Genomic DNA, 18,303 nt, shown 5'->3' with positions numbered 1-18,303 from the left:
TCCGACCGGGACGTTACCGCCTCACCCGCGACAGACGGCGCGAAGGCGTCACCGGAACCGGACCGGCTCCAACGGAAGGTCGACCTCCACCCGGAACCCCCTGCCCCGCGGGCCGGGACCGGTACGGGCCGTCCCGCCGTGCGAGGCCGCGCGTTCGGCGATGCCCACCAGGCCGAGCCCGCCGCCGCTGCCGCCGTCGCCCGCACTTCCGGTACCCGGTCCGGGCCCGTCGCCGCTCCCACCGCGGCCCTTGGCGCCCGGCCCGATCCCGTCGCCGTTCCCGGTATTCCCGGTATTCCCGGCACCCGGCCCGCGTCCGTCGTCGACGACCGACACCGACAGCCTCGCCGCACCGTGGACGAGCCGCACGGCGACCGTCCGGGCGGCGGCGTGCCTGACCACGTTGGTCAGCGCCTCCTGCACGATCCGGTGGACCGTGGCCTCGGTGTCCAGCGACAGCGCCCGGACCGGCCCCACGACCTCGTAGGACACCTCCAGACCGCTGGCCCGGACCCGTTCGACCAGCCCCTCCAGCTCGGCCAGCACGGGCTGGGGCTCGCGCGGCGCGTCCCGGTCCGCCTCCCCCTCGCGCAGCACCCCGAGCATCCGGCGCAGCTGCGCCATCGCGTCCCGGCCCGTCTCCGAGATCGCGTCGAAGGCCGCCTCGGCCCGCTCCGGCGCCGTGCGCACCGCCACCGGACCGGCCTCCGCCTGCACGATCATCAGGCTCACCGCGTGGGAGAGGATGTCGTGCATCTCCCGGGCGATCCGGGCCCGTTCGCGCGCCGCCGCGCGCTCCGCCTCGATCCGCCGGGTCAGCTCCAGCTGCCGCGCCCGGTCCTCCACGGCCCGGGTGTACGCCTGCCGGGTGTGGGTGAGCCGGCCGAAGCCGTACGCCGCGGTGAAGACGATGAGCGCGAACACCAGCTCCCGCGTCTCGCCCGTGTTGAGCGCGGTCGAGGGAAAGACCACGGCGAGGGCCGTGGCCCCGCAGATCTGCCGCGCGGGCGACGGCGCGAGCGCCGCCACCGTGTAGAGCGCGACCAGGGCCGGGTACGGCAGGGTCTGCCCGGGACCGTCGACGGCCAGCCCGTACAGTGCCTGGGCCGCGAAGACGGCCAGCAGCACCCGCACCGGCGCCCGGCGCCGCCACACCAGCGGCACCACGGTGAGGGCGGTCAGCAGGTACGCCGTCGCCGTGGCCGGTTCCAGCCGGGGGTCCCGCGGGATCACCCAGGGCACCGACACCGCCGCCTGCACCAGCAGCGCCACCCCGATGTCCGTCCCCCACGCCCCCCGGGCGCGCGCCCACACCTCCCGCGGATCCACTACGGCTTCCGGGCCACCGCGCCGAACTGGGCGACCAGCGGCGCCCACGGCTCCGCGCGCCAGCGCGCGCACGACACGATGCCCGGCTCCAGGAGATCGAGGCCGGTCAGGAACGTGGCGAACTCCGCGCGGCCGCGGGCGGTGATCGGCGGGGTGGCGTTCTCGTTCCAGAACCGCATCGCCGCCTCGTTGCCCTCGCCGCCCAGCTCCAGCGTCGGATGGGTCAGCACCAGGTGGCTGCCGGACGGCACCGCGTCCATCAGCGTCCGCACGATGTGCCGGGCCTCGTCCGTGTCCAGGACGAAGTTGAGGATGCCGAGCAGCATGACCGCGACCGGCTTCCCCAGGGCCAGCGTCGGCCCGGCCGCCCGCAGGATCTCCTCCGGGCGGCGGGCGTCCGCTTCGACGTACGCGGTCGCGCCCTCCGGGGAGCTGGTGAGCAGCGCGCGGGCGTGCGCCAGCACGATCGGGTCGTTGTCGACGTACACGACGCGGGAGCCGGGGGCGGTGTGCTGGGCGACCTCGTGGGTGTTCCCGGCGGTCGGCAGACCGGTGCCGATGTCCAGGAACTGCTCGATGCCCACGTCACCGGCCAGATGACGGACGACGCGGCCCAGGAACTCCCGGTCGGCGCGCGCCACTTCGCCGATGCTCGGGTACATGGCGGTGACCCGGTCGCCGACCTCGCGGTCCACGGGGTAGTTGTCCCGGCCGCCCAGCCAGTGGTTCCAGACCCGCGCGTTGTGGGCGACGTCGGGGCGGACGCGGTCGGGAAGGGGATCGGTACGGGCGTCGGTCATGGTTCTGCTCCTCGGGCCGGCCGGTGATCGGGGGGAGAGAGGGAGAGGGAGAACGGGGAGAGGCGGACGCCGTCCATGATGCCGGACGATCAAGCGGGGCCGGTGGCGGATGAGTTGGCGAGGACGCCGCGCAGGACGTCCACCCGGTTGGTGGTGATCGAGTCGACGCCCCGCCGGACGAGGCGACGCATGACGGGGCCGGTGTCCACCGTCCAGGCGGACACCAGCAGTCCGTCCCGGTGCAGGCGGTCCGTCAGCTCGCGGTGCACCAGGCCGAACCGGTAGTTCAGCCAGCGCGGCCGCACCGCGTCGAGCAGCGCCGGGCCCGGCGGCTCGGACGACGTCCAGGTCAGGGCGATCTCGGCGGCGGGATCGGCGGCGCGCACCCGCAGCATCGCCTCGGGGCCCGCGCAGTAGTACACCCGCTCCGCGGCCCCGCACCCGTGCACCGCGGCGACGGTCCGCGCCACGGAGCCGTCGGTGGCGCCGGGCAGGTCGATCATGACGCGGTGCGCCCCGGCGGCGAGCAGTGCCTCGTGCAGCGTGGGCACACCGCCGCGGGTCAGCCCGGTGACCTCGGCCCAGGTCAGCCGGTCGAGCCGCAGGTCGTGCCCCCACAACCGCTTCAGCGTGGCGTCGTGCAGCAGGACCGGCACCCCGTCACGGGTGACCCGTACGTCGATCTCGACCGCGTCCGCCCCCTGGGCGAGGGCGGAGCGGATCGAGGGGAGCGTGTTCTCGCGGACCCGGTAGGGGTCGCCGCGGTGTGCCACGGCGGTGACTGTGGTCGCCATGGGGTCATTGTGGCCACCGGACCCCGGCTCGGCGCGTTCCGCCGGACCTCCGCTCGGCGCGTTCCGGCGGGCTCCCCGAACCGGCGCGCCCCGGCCGACTCACCGGCCGGAATGCACCGACGGTCTCACCGGCCGGAACGCGCCGATGGTCTCACCGGCCGGAACGCGCCGATGGTCTCACCGGCCGGCGCGCTCCAGCCAGCTCGCCGTGTACGTGTCGATCTCGGCGGCCAGCGTCCGCTTGCCGGCCGGGTCGAGGTACGAGGCCTCGACCGCGTTCTTCGCCAGTTCGGCGAGTCCGCGCTCGTCCAGGTCGAGCAGCCGGGCGGCCACCGCGTACTCGTTGTTGAGGTCGGTGCCGAACATCGGCGGGTCGTCGCTGTTGATGGTGACCAGGACACCGGCCCGCACCATCTCCCGGATCGGGTGCCGGTCGATGTCGGCCACGGCGCGGGTCGCGACGTTCGAGGTCGGGCAGACCTCCAGCGGGATGCGGTGCTCGGCGAGGTGGGCCAGCAGCTTCGGGTCCTGGACGGAGCTGGTGCCGTGGCCGATGCGCTCGGCGCGCAGATGGGTCAGCGCGTCCCAGACGGTCTGCGGTCCGGTGGTCTCCCCGGCGTGCGGCACGGAGTGCAGGCCCGCGGCGATCGCACGGTCGAAGTAGGGCTTGAACTGCGGGCGCCCCACCCCGACCTCCGGACCGCCGAGACCGAAGGAGACGAGCCCCTCGGGCCGCAGGTCCACGGCGAGCCGGGCGGTCTCCTCGGCGGCCTGGAGCCCGGCCTCGCCGGGGATGTCGAAGCACCAGCGCAGCACGACGCCCAGCTCGGCCTCGGCGGCCTTGCGGGCGTCCTCTATCGCCTCCATGAACGCCTGCTCGGGGATGCCGCGCCGGGTCGAGGAGTACGGCGTCACCGTCAGCTCCGCGTACCGGATGTTCTGCCGCGCCATGTCGCGGGCGACCTCGAAGGTCAGCAGGCGGACGTCCTCCGGGGTGCGGATCAGGTCCACGACGGAGAGGTACACATCGATGAAGTGCCCGAAGTCGGTGAAGGTGAAGTAGTCGGCCAGCGCCTCGGGATCGGTGGGGACCTTGGAGTCGGGGTGGTGCGCGGCCAGCTCCGCGACGATGCGGGGGGAGGCGGACCCGACGTGGTGGACGTGCAGTTCCGCCTTGGGAAGCCCCGCGATGAAGGGGCGCAGTTCGGACATCGGACTCTCCGGGGCGTGGGACGGCGGGCTGCCGGGCGCGGTCGGCCGGGCAGGGGACGGGCATCATCGTAGGCCGGGTCCGCAGGTGGGAAGGCGGGCCGTAGCATGACGGGACCACGATGGGGGAGGCACATGTCAGACAACACAGAGCAGCCCGGGGGCGGGGGCGCGCCGCGGGACCCGTGGGCCGCGCCCGACGGAAAGGTCCCGCTGGACAAGCCGACCGGCGACACCCGTCCGCCCGCCGTGCACAACCAACCGACGATCGCCTCGATGCCGGGCGCCGGGGACGGCCCCGCACCGGCCGACGCGCCGCCGCCGGGGTTCGGTTCGCCCGACCAGGCCGGGCCGGTACCCGGCGAGGTGCCGCCGCCCCCGGTCGGCCCCAACGGGCCGGGGCAGCAGTTCCCGCCGCCCGCGGGCCAGTACGGCTACCCGGCCGCACAGCCGCAGTACGGGTATCCGGGGTACCCGGGGTACCCCGGATACCCCCAGGCGCCGTGGGGCCCACCGCCCGCCAACGGGATGGGCACGGCGGCCATGGTGCTCGGCATCCTGGCCATCTGCATGTTCTGCGTCTACGGGATCCCGAGCCTGATCCTGGGCGTACTGGCCCTGATCTTCGGCATCCTGGGCCGCAAGCGGGCGCAGCGAGGTGAGGCGACCAACAGCGGTCAGGCGCTCGCCGGGATCATCATGGGGTCCATCGGCATCGCCTTCGGCGTGGCGATCATCAGCTTCTTCATCTGGCTGTTCGCCACCCACGCCGACGACTTCGACGACAACACCGTCTACGAGGACGACCCGTACGCCACGTCCCTGGTCGTCGACGTCACGCGGTAGCGGCAACCTGCACCGGAACCCCGACGGTGCACCCCTTCCCGACGGCCGTGCGGTCCGGGCCCCGACCCTTCCCGCGCGGCCGTCGCGCCGTACCGGGGCCGTGCGGCCCGCCGCGCGAAGGCCGCACGACCCCCACGGACGTCCGGCGGTCCCGGCCCGCCGTTCTCCGCGGAGCTCCCGCCCTCTCAGTCCGCCCGCAGTTGCGTCCGGGCGTCCATCAGCGCGAATCCCAGCAGGTTCAGCCCCCGCCAGGTCGCCGGGGCGGCCGCCCGGGGGTCGTCCGCCGCCAGCCCGATGCCCCAGATCCGGTCCATCGGGCTCGCCTCGACCAGTACCCGGTCCCCGGTGTTCAGCAGGAACTCCCGCAACTCCGGGTCGGCGGCGAACTTGTGCACGCTGCCGGCCACCACCAGCCCGTACCGCTCGCGCTCCCACACCGCGTCGTCGAAACCGCGGACCAGCCGGCCCACCTTCTTCGCCACCGCCGGGCTCTTCGCCGCCACCGCCGCGGCCTGTGACTCCGCGTCGCCGAACAGGCGCGCCTTGCCCGCCATCATCCAGTGCTCGGCCGACGCGTACGTCACGCCGTCGACCGTGAAACGCGACGGCCACCACTGACTGAGGCAGCTCGCGCCGATACGGCCGTCGGGCCGCGGACGGTGTCCCCAGAAGTGCAGGTACTTCACCTTCTCCCCGCGCGCGACCCGCGCCAGAAGATCGTCCATGTGTTCCATGACATGCGATTCTGGCATTCGCCACTGACACTACGTACGGGGAATTCCGCACTGACGCGACACATGGTCGACAGATTCCGTTGCGTAACCAAAAGGCAACAACGGAATCACTTGTTGGGGTGGATGGCCTCTGTCAGGATCGGCACTCAAATCGAGCAGAGACTACGCCGCCCCCGTTTTTCCGGGGCATGCGGCGGAGGAGAGCGTCATGGGCAACGGCATCCAGGTGCGGGACCGCTTCGCGGACGGCGCACAGTACATCGGCGGAAAGCTGCGGTCCGGGACATCGGGGCGCCGGCACGACGTGGTGAACCCCGCGACGGGCGAGACCGTGTACAGCTACGAGCTGGCGGGCACCGCGGACGTGGACGCCGCCGTGGCCGCCGCGCGCGAGGCGTTCCCCGGCTGGTCGGGCGCGACGCCCGCCGAGCGGGCCGAGGCGATGCACCGCTTCGCCGCCGTACTCGCCGAGCAGGCCGACGACTTCGCGTACGTGGAGTCGCTCCAGTGCGGCAAGCCGATCAAACTCTCCACCGAGTTCGACGTGCCCGGCACCGTCGACAACACCTCCTTCTTCGCCGGCGCCGCCCGCCACCTGGAGGGCAAGTCGGCCGCCGAGTACGACGGCGACCACACCTCGTACGTACGCCGTGAGGCGATCGGCGTCATCGGCTCCATCGCCCCCTGGAACTACCCGCTCCAGATGGCCGCCTGGAAGGTCCTCCCGGCCATCGCCGCGGGCAACACCATCGTGCTGAAGCCCGCCGAGATCACCCCGCTGACCTCGCTGATGTTCGCCCAGGCCGCCACGGAGGCGGGCATCCCCGACGGCGTGATCAACATCGTCACCGGCGCGGGCAAGGAGGCCGGCGAGCACCTGGTCGGCCACCCGGACGTGGTCATGACCTCCTTCACCGGTTCCACCGCCGTCGGCAAGCGGGTCGCGGAGATCGCCACCTCCACCGTCAAGCGCCTCCACCTCGAACTCGGCGGCAAGGCCCCCTTCGTGGTCTTCGACGACGCCGACCTCGACGCCGCGGTCAACGGCGCCGTCGCCGGGGCGCTCATCAACACCGGCCAGGACTGCACCGCCGCCACCCGCGCCTACGTCCAGCGCCCGCTGTACGACGCCTTCGTGCGGGGCGTCGCCGAGCTGATGGAGACCGTCCGGCTCGGCGACCCCTTCGACCCGCACACCGACCTCGGCCCGCTGATCAGCCACGCCCAGCGGGACCGGGTGGCCGGCTTCGTCGAGCGCGCCCGCGCGTACGCCACCGTCGTCACCGGCGGCGAGGCCCCCGGCGGCGACCTGGCCGACGGCGCCTACTACCGGCCCACCCTCGTCGCCGACGCCGCCCAGGACAGCGAGATCGTCCAGTCGGAGATCTTCGGCCCGGTCCTGGTCGTGCTGCCCTTCGACAGCGACGACGAGGGCATCCGCCTGGCCAACGACACCCCGTACGGGCTCGCCGCCTCCGCCTGGAGCCGCGACCTGTACCGCGCCAACCGTGCCACCCGCGAGATCAAGGCGGGCTGCGTCTGGGTCAACGACCACATCCCGATCATCAGCGAGATGCCGCACGGCGGATACAAGGCCAGCGGCTTCGGCAAGGACATGTCCTCGTACTCCTTCGAGGAGTACACGCAGGTCAAGCACGTCATGTACGACAACACCGCGGTCGTCCGCAAGGACTGGCACCGCACGATCTTCGGGGACCGATAAACCGGCCGACCCCGGCCCCACACACCCGAAAGGGCAACGGCATGGAGCAGTACGAGCCCGAGCGCCTCTCCGCGGCCCAGATCGCCGCGATGCGACGCAGTCTGACCAGCGGCCGGGGCGCCCTCACCCGCCGATCGCTGATCCGCGCCTCCGGCATGGGGGCGCTGGCGATCGGCGGGCTGGGCACACTGAGCGCCTGCGGCATCCCGCCGGCGAAGCGCTCGGAAGGCGGCGCCGCGGCGTCCGACGACCACTCGGCCCGGGAGAAGCAGATCAACTTCTCCAACTGGACCGAGTACATGGACGTCACCGAGGACGGCAAGCACCGGCCCACTCTGGAGGCGTTCACGAAGCGCACCGGAATCAGCGTCAAGTACACCGAGGACATCAACGACAACGTCGAGTTCTTCGGCAAGATAAAACCGCAGCTCGCGGCAGGCCAGGACACCGGACGCGACATCATCTGCGTCACCGACTGGCTGGCCGCCCGCATCGTCCGCCTCGGCTGGGCGCAGAAGCTCGACGCCTCGAACCTGCCGCACGCCTACGCCAACCTCTCGGCCCAGTTCCGCTCCCCGGACTGGGACCCGGGCCGCGCCCACTCGTACCCCTGGGCGGGCATCCCGGCCGTCATCGCCTACAACTCCAGGGCGACCGGCGGACGCAAGGTCGACTCGGTCACGCAGCTCCTCGACGACCCGAAGCTCAAGGGCAAGGTCTCCTTCCTCTCCGAGATGCGCGACACCATCGGCATGACCCTGCTCGACATGGGCAAGGACCCCGGCACCTTCACCGACGCGGACTACGACGCCGCGATCGGCCGGCTCCAGAAGGGCGTCGACAAGAACCAGATCCGCCGCTTCACCGGCAACGACTACACCGCGGACCTCGACAAGGGCGACATCGCCGCCTGCGTCGCGTGGGCAGGCGACGTCATCCAGCTCCAGGCCGGGAACCCGGACATCAAGTACGCGATCCCGGCCGCGGGGTACGTCATATCCAGCGACAACCTGATGGTCCCGGTGGAGGCCCGGCACAAGACCAACGCCGAGAAGCTCATCGACTACTACTACGAGCCGTCGGTCGCCGCACAGCTCGCCGCCTACATCAACTTCGTCTGCCCGGTCGACGGGGTCCGCGAGGAGCTGGCGAAGATCGACCGGGCGATGGCCGACAACGTCCTGATCCTCCCGGACAAGGAGATGGCGTCCCGATCGCACGCCTTCCGCTCCCTGACCAGCAAGGAAGAGACGGCGTACGAAGAGAAGTTCGCCAAGCTCATCGGCGCCTGACCCCGCGCCCCTTTCTCCCCCGATCTCCCTCCGACACCACCGGGACCGCGATCCATGACACAGCAGCAGACCGGCGGCGACGTCCGCCTCACCGGGATCAGCAAGACGTACGGCTCCTTCACCGCAGTCCAGCCCCTCGACCTGACCGTCCCGCAGGGCACCTTCTTCGCACTGCTCGGCGCGTCCGGCTGCGGCAAGACCACCACCCTGCGGATGATCGCGGGCCTGGAGGAGGCGACCACCGGCACCATCTCGCTCGGCGACCGGGACATCACCGATCTGCCCCCCTACAAGCGGCCCGTCAACACGGTCTTCCAGAGCTACGCGCTCTTCCCGCACCTCGACATCGCCGAGAACATCGCCTTCGGCCTGCGCCGGCGCGGCATCAAGTCGGTGAAGAAGCAGGTCGACGAGATGCTGGACCTCGTCCAGCTCGGCGACTTCGCCAAGCGCAAGCCGCACCAGCTCTCCGGCGGCCAGCAGCAGCGCGTCGCCGTCGCCCGCGCCCTGATCAACCACCCGCAGGTGCTCCTGCTCGACGAACCGCTCGGCGCCCTCGACCTCAAGCTGCGCCGCCAGATGCAGCTGGAGCTCAAGCGCATCCAGACCGAGGTCGGCATCACCTTCATCCACGTCACCCACGACCAGGAGGAGGCCATGACCATGGCCGACACCGTCGCGGTGATGAACGCGGGCCGGGTCGAGCAGCTCGGCGCCCCCGCCGACCTGTACGAGAACCCGCGGACGACCTTCGTCGCCAACTTCCTCGGCACCTCCAACCTCATCGAGTCCGAGGTCGTCTCCACGGGCACCGACATCGTCGTGTCCGCGGGAGGCGGGAAGCTGCGGCTGCCCACCGACCGGTGCACGGCCCGGGCCACCGAGGGCGGCAAGCTGCTGCTCGGCGTGCGCCCCGAGAAGATCTCCCTCGCACCCGCCGACGACACGGACGCGATCGCCGAGGGCCGCAACCGGGTCACCGGCCGGATAGTCGACTCCAGCTTCATCGGGGTCTCCACGCAGTACGTGGTGGAGAGCCCGGCCGGCAAGGAACTCCAGGTGTACGAGCAGAACATCGACCGGCGCGCGGGACTCACCCCCGGCACCGAGGTCGTCCTGCACTGGAACCCGGCGCACACCTTCGGTCTGGACGCCTCCCAGGACATCGACGCCGGTGTGGAGACGGTGGAGGACGCGGCGTGACCGTCACCAAGGAGGCGCCACCGGCGCCCGTCACCGAACTGAAGATCCGCAAGCCCGCCACCCGCAAGCGCCTCGTCCCCTACTGGCTGCTGCTCCCCGGCATCCTGTGGCTGCTCGTCTTCTTCGCACTGCCGCTCGTCTACCAGGCGTCGACCTCCGTGCAGACCGGCTCCCTGGAGAAGGGCTTCGAGGTCACCTGGCACTTCGCGACGTACTGGGACGCGCTGCGGGACTACTACCCGCAGTTCATCCGGTCCCTGCTGTACGCGGGCACCGCCACGATCCTGTGCCTGCTGCTCGGCTACCCGCTCGCCTACCTCATCGCGTTCAAGGCCGGCCGCTGGCGCAACGTCGTCCTGGTCCTGGTCATCGCGCCGTTCTTCACCAGCTTCCTGATCCGCACCCTCGCCTGGAAGACGATCCTCGCGGACGGCGGAACGGTCGTCGAGGTGCTCAACACCCTGCACGTCCTGGACGTCACCAGCTGGCTCGGCTGGACCGAGTCCAACCGGGTGCTGGCCACCCCGCTCGCCGTGGTCTGCGGCCTCACGTACAACTTCCTGCCCTTCATGATCCTGCCGCTCTACACCTCGCTGGAGCGGATCGACGGCAGGCTGCACGAGGCGGCCGGCGACCTGTACGCCACCCCCGCCACCACCTTCCGCAAGGTGACCCTCCCGCTCTCCATGCCGGGTGTCGTCTCCGGGACGCTGCTCACCTTCATCCCGGCCAGCGGCGACTACGTCAACGCCGAACTGCTCGGCTCCACCGACACCAAGATGGTCGGCAGCGTCATCCAGACACAGTTCCTGCGGGTCCTGGACTACCCGACGGCCGCCGCGCTCTCCTTCATCCTCATGGCGGTCGTCCTGCTCATGGTCACCTTCTACATCCGCCGCTCCGGGACGGAGGACCTGGTCTGATGCCCGTACTGCGCTGGATTCGCCGCAACCTGGTCGTCCTCGTGGGTCTGCTGACCCTCGCGTACATGATCCTGCCGAACATCGTCGTCATGGTGTTCTCGTTCAACAAGCCGAAGGGGCGCTTCAACTACTCCTGGCAGCACTTCTCCCTGGACGCCTGGAAGGATCCCTGCGGCGTCGCCGACATGTGCGGCTCGCTCTCGCTGTCCCTCCAGATCGCCTTCTGGGCCACCGTCGGCGCGACCGCGCTCGGCACGATGATCGCCTTCGCGCTGGTCCGCTACCGCTTCCGGGCGCGCGGCGCGATCAACTCGCTGATCTTCCTGCCGATGGCGATGCCCGAGGTGGTCATGGCCGCCTCGCTGCTCACCCTCTTCCTCAACATGGGCGCGCAGCTGGGTTTCTGGACGATCCTCATCGCGCACATCATGTTCTGCCTGAGCTTCGTCGTGACAGCCGTCAAGGCGCGCGTGATGTCCATGGACCCGCGGCTGGAGGAGGCCGCCCGCGATCTGTACGCCGGACCCGTGCAGACCTTCCTGCGGGTGACGCTGCCGATCGCCGCCCCCGGAATCGCCGCGGGAGCGCTGCTCGCCTTCGCGCTCTCCTTCGACGACTTCATCATCACCAACTTCAACGCGGGCTCCACCGTGACCTTCCCCATGTTCGTCTGGGGATCGGCACAGCGGGGCACACCTGTACAGATCAACGTCATCGGAACGGCGATGTTCGTCATCGCCGTGGCGGTGGTCGTCGTCGGCCAGCTGATCGCGAACCGGCGCAAGAAAAGCACACGATAGAAAGTCCTGAAGGAGTTGGAAACCATGGCCCCAGTTGCCATGCGTACCGCTGCACAATCACTCTCCGACGCACAACCGGTGTCGTTCTGGCTGGACGACCCCGAAAAGCCCGCGGCGCTGCCGGCGCTCACCGGTGACGAGCGCTGCGACCTGCTCGTCATCGGCGGCGGCTACAGCGGACTGTGGACCGCGCTGCTCGCCAAGGAACGCGACCCGGAACGGGACGTCGTACTGATCGAGGGGCACGAGGTGGGCTGGGCCGCCTCGGGCCGCAACGGCGGATTCTGCGCCGCCTCCCTCACCCACGGCCTGCCCAACGGACTGGACCGCTGGCCGGACGAGATCAAGAGGCTGGAGGAGCTCGGCGAGCACAACCTCGACGCCATCGAGGCCGCCGTCGCCCGCTACTCCATCGACTGCGAGTTCGAGCGCACCGGCGAGATCGACGTCGCCACCGAGCCCCACCAGCTCGAAGAGCTCCAAGAATGGCACCAGGAGGCCGAGAAGCTCGGCTTCACCGGGACGGAGTTCCTGGACCGGGACGCGCTGCGTGCCGAGGTCGACTCACCGACCTTCCTGGGCGGGCTCTGGGACCGGCGGGGCGTCGCCATGCTGCACCCCGCCAAACTGGCCTGGGGCCTGAAGCGGGCCTGCCTCGGCCTGGGGGTGCGGATCTACGAGCACACCCGGGGCCTCGAACTGGCCGGGACCAACGCCGCAATGGCCGTCCGCACACCCTACGGAAGGATCTTCGCGCACCGGGTGGCGCTCGGTACGAACATCTTCCCGTCGCTGGTCAAGCGGGTGCGCCCGTACACCGTGCCGGTCTACGACTACGCGCTGATGACCGAGCCGCTCACCGCGGACCAGCTGGCCTCCATCGGCTGGCGGAACCGGCAGGGGCTGGGCGACAGCGCCAACCAGTTCCACTACTTCCGGCTGTCGGCCGACAACCGGATCCTGTGGGGCGGCTACGACGCGATCTACCCGTACGGCGGCCGGCTGAACGCCGATCTCGACCAGCGCCCGGAGACCTTCCTCAAGCTCGCGGGCCAGTTCTTCGAGTGCTTCCCGCAGCTGGCGGGCGTCCGCTTCAGCCACGCCTGGGGCGGGGCGATCGACACCTGCTCCCGCTTCTCCGCGTTCTTCGGCACGGCCCACCGCGGCCGGGTCGCCTACGCCGCCGGGTACACCGGGCTCGGCGTCGGCGCCACCCGGTTCGGGGCCGATGTGATGCTCGACCTGCTGGCGGGCGAGCGGACCGAGCGGACCGAACTGGAGATGGTCCGCAGCAAGCCGATGCCGTTCCCGCCGGAGCCCTTCGCCTGGACCGGGATCGAGCTCACCAAGCGGTCCCTGGCCAGGGCCGACCGCAACGGCGGACACCGCAACCTCTGGCTGCGGACGATGGACCGGCTCGGACTCGGCTTCGACAGCTGAGACCTCGCCCGGCGGCCGCCGGACCGCCGGGACACCGGGCCGGTCACCCCTCGGGGTGACCGGCCCGGTTCCGTTCCGGCCGATCGTCCGAACCCGCGTAATGGATCGGGGCGACCCCTGTCTCCCGTGTGGACGCGCCGGCCACCCACGGCCGGCGCGCGGCACACGGAACGGAGGCCGGTCATGACTGGCGCGGGGCCCGAAGCAGCAGTCGAGTGGCTCGTATCGGTGGCGCCCGACCCCGACGCCTGCCGACGGGAATGGGAGTGCGATCCGCGGGGGATCGCACTCCTTCCCGCCGGTCGGCGCTGGGACGCGCTGATCCTTCCCGGGGAGCTGGGTCGTCCCACCCTCGACGTACTCACCCGGCTCATCGACGGGCCGGGCCCCGTACTCGCCGGCTCCGGCGGGGCCCGCATCGGTTTCCTCGTGCCGCCGGGCACCGCCGCGCACTGGGTCGGCACCGGCGTACGGGGCGCGGGCCGGGGAACCTGGATCGGCGTGCCGTACCCCGGGCGGACGGCGGCGGTGGGCGGGGTGCGCTGGCTGATCCCGCCGGACGGCAGGGGAACCCTCGTCGACACGACACTCCTGGAACTCGCGATGCACGAGGCGGCGGCCGGGCGGGCCGAGAGCGGAAGGAACGGCGGGCGGGGACGGAACGGGAGGGACTGACGGAACCACGGAGGAGGGAGAAGGGCGGGAAACGGGACATGTCGGCGGCGGGTACGGCGGGGTACTGCCAGAGGTCTTGACAACCTGATTGGTCTGGACCATGTTGTGGCCGCCGCACTCAATTCCCCCATGCACGGAGGCCGTTGTGGAACGCACGGGACCCCCCGCCCGATTTACCGGACTTGTGGCCGCCTTCTCGGCCGCGCTGCTCGCCGCGGGCGGCCTGACCGCCCTCGCCCCGTCAGCAGCCGCCGCCGACGTCGACCTGGCGCGCAACGGCGGCTTCGAGTCCGGCCTGGACGGCTGGAGCTGCACCGGCGGCAGCGGAGCCGCCGTCGGCACCCCCGCCCACGGCGGCACCTCGGCGCTGAAGGCGACCCCGGCCGGCGGCGACAACGCCAAGTGCTCCCAGGTGGTGAACGTCCAGCCGGACTCCACGTACACGCTGAGCAGTTGGGTGCAGGGCTCCTACGTCTACCTCGGCGCCGAGGGCACCGGCACCACCGACGTCCACACCTGGACCCAGTCGTCCGCCGACTGGAAGCAGCTCACCACCACCTTCAAAACCGGCCCCGCCACCAAGCAGGTCACCGTCTACACCCACGGCTGGTACGGCACCCCGGCCTACTACGCCGACGACCTCACCCTCGTCGGCCCCGGCGGCGCCCCCGTCGAACTGCCCGCCGCCCCCACCGGACTGAAGGCCGGCACGGCCACCGCTTCCTCGGTCGACCTGTCCTGGACCGGTTCCACCGGGGCCACCGGCTACAACGTCTACCGGGGCGACACCAAGGTCCTCTCCGTCACCGGCACCTCCGCCACGGTCACCGGCCTGACCGCCTCGACCGCGTACAGCTTCCGGGTCGCCGCGACCAACTCCGCGGGCGAGTCCGCCAGGTCCGCCGCCGTGTCCGCCACCACCACGGCGGGCGGCGGGGACGGCGGCGGCAAGCTGCCCGCCCACGCGCTCGTCGGCTATCTGCACGCCAGCTTCGCCAACGGCTCCGGCTACACCCGCATGGCGGACGTGCCCGACTCCTGGGACGTCATCGACCTGGCCTTCGGCGAGCCCACCTCGGTCACCTCCGGCGACATCCGCTTCTCGCTCTGCCCGGTCACCGAGTGCCCGAACGTCGAGTCCGTCGCCGAGTTCAAGGCCGCCATCAAGGCCAAGCAGGCCGCGGGCAAGAAGGTCCTGATCTCCATCGGCGGCCAGAACGGCCAGGTGCAGCTCACCACCACCGCGGCCCGGGACACCTTCGTCTCCTCCGTCAGCAAGATCATCGACGAGTACGGCCTGGACGGCCTCGACATCGACTTCGAGGGCCACTCGCTCTCGCTGAACACCGGCGACACCGACTTCCGGAACCCCACGACCCCGGTCGTCGTCAACCTGATCTCCGCGGTGAAGACCCTCAAGGCCAAGTACGGCGAGAAGTTCGTCCTCACGATGGCACCCGAGACCTTCTTCGTGCAGCTCGGCTACCAGTACTACGGCTCGGGCCCCTGGGGCGGCCAGGACCCCCGGGCCGGCGCCTACCTGCCGGTCATCCACGCCCTGCGCGACGACCTGACCCTGCTGCACGTCCAGGACTACAACTCGGGCTCCATCATGGGCCTGGACAACCAGTACCACTCGATGGGCGGCGCGGACTTCCACATCGCCATGACCGACATGCTGCTCACCGGGTTCCCGGTGGCCGGCGACCAGACCAAGGTCTTCCCCGCGCTGCGGCCCGACCAGGTCGCCATCGGCCTGCCGGCCTCCACCCAGGCGGGCAACGGCCACACCTCGCCCGCCGAGGTCACCAAGGCGCTGAACTGCCTGACCAAGAAGACCGACTGCGGCTCGTACACCACCCACGGCACCTGGCCCCAGCTGCGCGGGCTGATGTCGTGGTCGATCAACTGGGACCGCTTCAACAACGGGGAGTTCTCGAAGAACTTCGACGCCTACTTCGGCAGCTGACGCCCACTCCGACCGCCCGGACCCCTCGGACCCGGGCGACCGGGGACGCCTGCCCGGGCGGCCGGGAGCGCCCGGGTGGGCAACAGAGCCGGAGAACGACCAGCAGCGCACCGCACAGCCACCAGCTGCCCAGCACGTCCAGCGGCCAGTGGTAGCCGCGCAGCACCAGACCGATGCCCGTCGCCGTGGCCAGCAAGGCAGCGGCGACGGGCATCATCCACGACCACGGCCGCCGCGCGTGCGGCGCGAGCAGCAGCGCCGCGGCCCCGTACGCCACCACGGCCGTCGCCGCGTGCCCGGACGGGTAGTAGCCGGTGGCCTCCGTCAGCGGCCCGGGACGGGCGATCCAGTCCTTCAGCGGCACGACGAGGAACGGCACCGCGGCCATGGCCAGGACCGCGCACGACGGCGCACGGCGCTCACCGCGCACCAGGCGCAGGACGACCGCGAGGCCCAGCACCGGGAGCGCGACCTGCATGTTGCCGAGATCGGCGAGGAACTCCGTCAGCCGGAGGGGACCGTGCCCCACGACCGCCCGGCCGATCCGCTCGTCGAGACCGCGCAACGGGCCGTCGGCCGAGACCTGCCAGGTGGTGAGCGCGAACAGCACCGACAGGAGCGGTGCCAGGAGAAGGAGAAGGGCCGGCCGCCCGGGAACAGGGGGGGTGGTTCCGGGGCGGCCGGTCGGATCGGTCCGCCGCGCGCCCCGGGGGGTCTGGGGCGGGCGGCCGTCCGATCGGTGAGGAGTTCCGGAACCCAGGGCTCCGGAGCTGTGCCCGAGGGCACGGCCGAAACGGCGCCGGGGAGGCTCCGGTCCGGCATCGCCCGCAGTCCCCTGCGGGCGAGGTGTTTCTCTCATCTGCGCAAACCGTACGGCAGCCGATGGGGGACCGACAGCCGGAAACGTATCCCGCCATCGGCCCCGCACACCTTCTTCACAGGCCCACACGCGACGCCTGCATCCCCGGCGGGGGAGCGGTCCCTTGCCGCCGGGGTCCGCACGGGTCAGATCCCGGCGAAGGCCTGCTCGATGACGTCGAGCGCCTCGTTCAGCAGGTCCTCGCCGATCACCAGCGGCGGCAGGAAGCGCAGGACGTTGCCGTACGTGCCGCAGGTGAGGACCAGCACGCCCTGGGCGTGGCACGCCTTGGCGAGCTTCGCGGCGGCCTCCGGGTGCGGGTCCTTCGTGCCAGACTTCACCAGCTCGATCGCGATCATCGCGCCGCGGCCGCGGATGTCACCGATGATGTCGCCGTTGTCGAGCTTCGCCTGCATCTCGGCGAGGCGGCCCTTCATGACCTCCTCGATGCGCTTGGCCTTCCCGTTCAGGTCCAGCTCGCGCATCGTCTCGATGGCGCCGAGGGCACCCGCGCAGGCGACCGGGTTGCCGCCGTAGGTACCGCCGAGGCCACCGGAGTGGGCGGAGTCCATGATCTCGGCGCGGCCGGTCACGGCGGAGAGCGGGAGACCGCCCGCGATGCCCTTGGCGGTGGTGATCAGGTCCGGGACGATGCCCTCGTCCTCGCAGGCGAACCACTGGCCGGTGCGGCAGAAGCCGGACTGGATCTCGTCGGCGACGAAGACGATGCCGTTGTCCTTGGCGAACTGGGCGATCGCCGGGAGGAAGCCCTTGGCCGGCTCGATGAAGCCGCCCTCGCCGAGCACCGGCTCGATGATGATCGCGGCGACGTTCTCCGCGCCGATCTGCTTGTTGATCTGGTCGATGGCCTGGGCGGACGCCTCGGCACCGGCGTTCTCGGCACCGGTCGGCCAGCGGTAGCCGTACGCCACCGGCACCCGGTAGACCTCGGGCGCGAACGGACCGAAGCCCTGCTTGTACGGCATGTTCTTGGCGGTCAGCGCCATCGTGAGGTTGGTGCGGCCGTGGTAGCCGTGGTCGAAGACGACGACCGCGGTGCGCTTGGTGTGGATGCGGGCGATCTTCACCGCGTTCTCCACGGCCTCGGCGCCCGAGTTGAACAGCGCCGACTTCTTGGGGTGGTCGCCCGGCGTCAGCTCGGCGAGCTGCTCGCAGACCTCGACGTAGCCCTCGTACGGCGTGACCATGAAACAGGTGTGGGTGAAGTCGGCGAGCTGCGCGGACGCGCGGCGCACGACGGCCTCGGCGGAGGCGCCGACCGACGTCACGGCGATGCCGGAGCCGAGGTCGATCAGGCGGTTGCCGTCCACGTCCTCGATGATTCCGCCGCCGGCGCGGGCGGTGAACACCGGCAGGGTGGAGCCCACGCCCGCCGCCACCGTGTTCAGACGGCGGGCCTGCAGCTCCACCGACTTCGGGCCGGGAATGGCGGTGACGATGCGTCGCTCCTGCGGAATTTCGGTCATGAGGGGCTCCTGGGGGGATGTTTCGGACGCTTCCCCAGCAGGCTAGGGGCGAGGCCCGGGGTCCGGCATGTTCCGTTCGGGAGTGGTGCCGGCGCGCCGTTGTCCGCCACGGACATAGCGGGGGCGCGGGGGCGGGCGCCGCCACGGCGCGCGGACCGGACGAGGGGCCCCGGAGCACGGCCCGGAACATCCCGGCGGACCGCGTCCGACAGGGTGGCGC

At 71.3% G+C, this 18,303-nt stretch carries 16 protein-coding genes; 9 read left to right on the top strand and 7 right to left on the bottom strand.

Annotated elements, in window-relative coordinates:
- Positions 1-48: 48 nt before the first annotated feature.
- The 4 genes from ABZZ04_RS18385 to ABZZ04_RS18370 all read right to left on the bottom strand — a co-directional run bounded on the left by ABZZ04_RS18385 (position 49) and on the right by ABZZ04_RS18370 (position 4,135).
- The gene (locus ABZZ04_RS18385) at positions 49-1,329 is read right to left on the bottom strand and encodes a histidine kinase (RefSeq protein WP_356933250.1); all 1,281 of its coding nucleotides are present in this window, start codon (positions 1,327-1,329) and stop codon (positions 49-51) included.
- Complete coding sequence (locus tag ABZZ04_RS18380; RefSeq protein ID WP_356933249.1) at positions 1,329-2,129, bottom strand: SAM-dependent methyltransferase; 801 nt, start codon at positions 2,127-2,129, stop codon at positions 1,329-1,331. The genes ABZZ04_RS18385 and ABZZ04_RS18380 overlap by 1 nt, the downstream gene beginning before the upstream one ends.
- 89 nt (positions 2,130-2,218) lie before the next feature.
- Positions 2,219-2,923: a glycerophosphodiester phosphodiesterase gene (locus tag ABZZ04_RS18375; RefSeq protein ID WP_356933248.1), complete on the bottom strand. Its 705-nt coding sequence runs from the start codon at positions 2,921-2,923 to the stop codon at positions 2,219-2,221.
- Positions 2,924-3,100: 177 nt separating this feature from the next.
- The gene (locus tag ABZZ04_RS18370; RefSeq protein ID WP_356933247.1) at positions 3,101-4,135 is read right to left on the bottom strand and encodes an adenosine deaminase; all 1,035 of its coding nucleotides are present in this window, start codon (positions 4,133-4,135) and stop codon (positions 3,101-3,103) included.
- A gap of 132 nt (positions 4,136-4,267) precedes the next feature.
- Between ABZZ04_RS18370 and ABZZ04_RS18365 the strand changes: the two genes are divergently transcribed.
- On the top strand, positions 4,268-4,978 hold the full coding sequence (locus tag ABZZ04_RS18365; RefSeq protein WP_356933246.1) for a DUF4190 domain-containing protein: 711 nt from the start codon (positions 4,268-4,270) through the stop codon (positions 4,976-4,978).
- A gap of 185 nt (positions 4,979-5,163) precedes the next feature.
- Here ABZZ04_RS18365 and ABZZ04_RS18360 read toward each other — a convergent pair whose 3' ends face one another.
- Entirely contained in the window at positions 5,164-5,712 is a 549-nt protein-coding gene (locus ABZZ04_RS18360; RefSeq protein WP_356933245.1) for an NADAR family protein, read from the bottom strand.
- Positions 5,713-5,920: 208 nt separating this feature from the next.
- On the opposite strand from ABZZ04_RS18360, the gene ABZZ04_RS18355 reads away from it, so the two are divergent.
- The 8 genes from ABZZ04_RS18355 to ABZZ04_RS18320 all read left to right on the top strand — a co-directional run bounded on the left by ABZZ04_RS18355 (position 5,921) and on the right by ABZZ04_RS18320 (position 15,737).
- Positions 5,921-7,435, top strand: coding sequence for a gamma-aminobutyraldehyde dehydrogenase (locus tag ABZZ04_RS18355; RefSeq protein WP_356933244.1), 1,515 nt, complete (start codon positions 5,921-5,923; stop codon positions 7,433-7,435).
- A 41-nt stretch (positions 7,436-7,476) separates the two neighbouring features.
- Positions 7,477-8,727, top strand: coding sequence for a spermidine/putrescine ABC transporter substrate-binding protein (locus ABZZ04_RS18350; RefSeq protein WP_356933243.1), 1,251 nt, complete (start codon positions 7,477-7,479; stop codon positions 8,725-8,727).
- 54 nt (positions 8,728-8,781) lie between these two features.
- On the top strand, positions 8,782-9,930 hold the full coding sequence (locus tag ABZZ04_RS18345; RefSeq protein ID WP_356933242.1) for an ABC transporter ATP-binding protein: 1,149 nt from the start codon (positions 8,782-8,784) through the stop codon (positions 9,928-9,930).
- Positions 9,927-10,853, top strand: coding sequence for an ABC transporter permease (locus ABZZ04_RS18340; RefSeq protein ID WP_356933241.1), 927 nt, complete (start codon positions 9,927-9,929; stop codon positions 10,851-10,853). The genes ABZZ04_RS18345 and ABZZ04_RS18340 overlap by 4 nt, the downstream gene beginning before the upstream one ends.
- Entirely contained in the window at positions 10,853-11,653 is an 801-nt protein-coding gene (locus ABZZ04_RS18335; RefSeq protein ID WP_148839639.1) for an ABC transporter permease, read from the top strand. The genes ABZZ04_RS18340 and ABZZ04_RS18335 overlap by 1 nt, the downstream gene beginning before the upstream one ends.
- Positions 11,654-11,677: 24 nt before the next feature.
- Positions 11,678-13,093, top strand: coding sequence for an FAD-binding oxidoreductase (locus ABZZ04_RS18330; RefSeq protein WP_356933240.1), 1,416 nt, complete (start codon positions 11,678-11,680; stop codon positions 13,091-13,093).
- Between the two features lie 183 nt (positions 13,094-13,276).
- Positions 13,277-13,768 (top strand): hypothetical protein, encoded by a 492-nt coding sequence (locus ABZZ04_RS18325; protein WP_356933239.1) that lies wholly within the window; start codon positions 13,277-13,279, stop codon positions 13,766-13,768.
- Between the two features lie 145 nt (positions 13,769-13,913).
- The gene (locus ABZZ04_RS18320; protein ID WP_356933238.1) at positions 13,914-15,737 is read left to right on the top strand and encodes a glycoside hydrolase family 18 protein; all 1,824 of its coding nucleotides are present in this window, start codon (positions 13,914-13,916) and stop codon (positions 15,735-15,737) included.
- Here ABZZ04_RS18320 and ABZZ04_RS18315 read toward each other — a convergent pair.
- Both ABZZ04_RS18315 and gabT read right to left on the bottom strand, forming a co-directional pair.
- Positions 15,688-16,353, bottom strand: coding sequence for a phosphatase PAP2 family protein (locus ABZZ04_RS18315; protein WP_356933312.1), 666 nt, complete (start codon positions 16,351-16,353; stop codon positions 15,688-15,690). The genes ABZZ04_RS18320 and ABZZ04_RS18315 overlap by 50 nt on opposite strands.
- A gap of 389 nt (positions 16,354-16,742) precedes the next feature.
- Positions 16,743-18,083, bottom strand: a complete 1,341-nt coding sequence (gabT, locus tag ABZZ04_RS18310; protein ID WP_148839648.1) for a 4-aminobutyrate--2-oxoglutarate transaminase — start codon at positions 18,081-18,083, stop codon at positions 16,743-16,745.
- Positions 18,084-18,303 lie beyond the last annotated feature (220 nt).

Source organism: Streptomyces sp. NPDC006435 (assembly GCF_040612315.1).
In the GTDB taxonomy this organism is placed as follows: domain Bacteria; phylum Actinomycetota; class Actinomycetes; order Streptomycetales; family Streptomycetaceae; genus Streptomyces.
This window is presented reverse-complemented; position numbering and strand designations above follow the sequence as displayed.

What these genes read in the sequence shown, in the direction of transcription:
- ABZZ04_RS18380 (WP_356933249.1), bottom strand. Translation starts at nt 2,129, where the DNA reads ATGACCGACGCCCGTACCGATCCCCTTCCCGACCGCGTCCGCCCCGAC.
- ABZZ04_RS18375 (WP_356933248.1), bottom strand. Translation starts at nt 2,923, where the DNA reads ATGGCGACCACAGTCACCGCCGTGGCACACCGCGGCGACCCCTACCGG.
- ABZZ04_RS18370 (WP_356933247.1), bottom strand. Translation starts at nt 4,135, where the DNA reads ATGTCCGAACTGCGCCCCTTCATCGCGGGGCTTCCCAAGGCGGAACTG.
- ABZZ04_RS18365 (WP_356933246.1), top strand. Translation starts at nt 4,268, where the DNA reads ATGTCAGACAACACAGAGCAGCCCGGGGGCGGGGGCGCGCCGCGGGAC.
- ABZZ04_RS18360 (WP_356933245.1), bottom strand. Translation starts at nt 5,712, where the DNA reads ATGGAACACATGGACGATCTTCTGGCGCGGGTCGCGCGCGGGGAGAAG.
- ABZZ04_RS18355 (WP_356933244.1), top strand. Translation starts at nt 5,921, where the DNA reads ATGGGCAACGGCATCCAGGTGCGGGACCGCTTCGCGGACGGCGCACAG.
- ABZZ04_RS18350 (WP_356933243.1), top strand. Translation starts at nt 7,477, where the DNA reads ATGGAGCAGTACGAGCCCGAGCGCCTCTCCGCGGCCCAGATCGCCGCG.
- ABZZ04_RS18345 (WP_356933242.1), top strand. Translation starts at nt 8,782, where the DNA reads ATGACACAGCAGCAGACCGGCGGCGACGTCCGCCTCACCGGGATCAGC.
- ABZZ04_RS18335 (WP_148839639.1), top strand. Translation starts at nt 10,853, where the DNA reads ATGCCCGTACTGCGCTGGATTCGCCGCAACCTGGTCGTCCTCGTGGGT.
- ABZZ04_RS18330 (WP_356933240.1), top strand. Translation starts at nt 11,678, where the DNA reads ATGGCCCCAGTTGCCATGCGTACCGCTGCACAATCACTCTCCGACGCA.
- ABZZ04_RS18325 (WP_356933239.1), top strand. Translation starts at nt 13,277, where the DNA reads ATGACTGGCGCGGGGCCCGAAGCAGCAGTCGAGTGGCTCGTATCGGTG.
- gabT (WP_148839648.1), bottom strand. Translation starts at nt 18,083, where the DNA reads ATGACCGAAATTCCGCAGGAGCGACGCATCGTCACCGCCATTCCCGGC.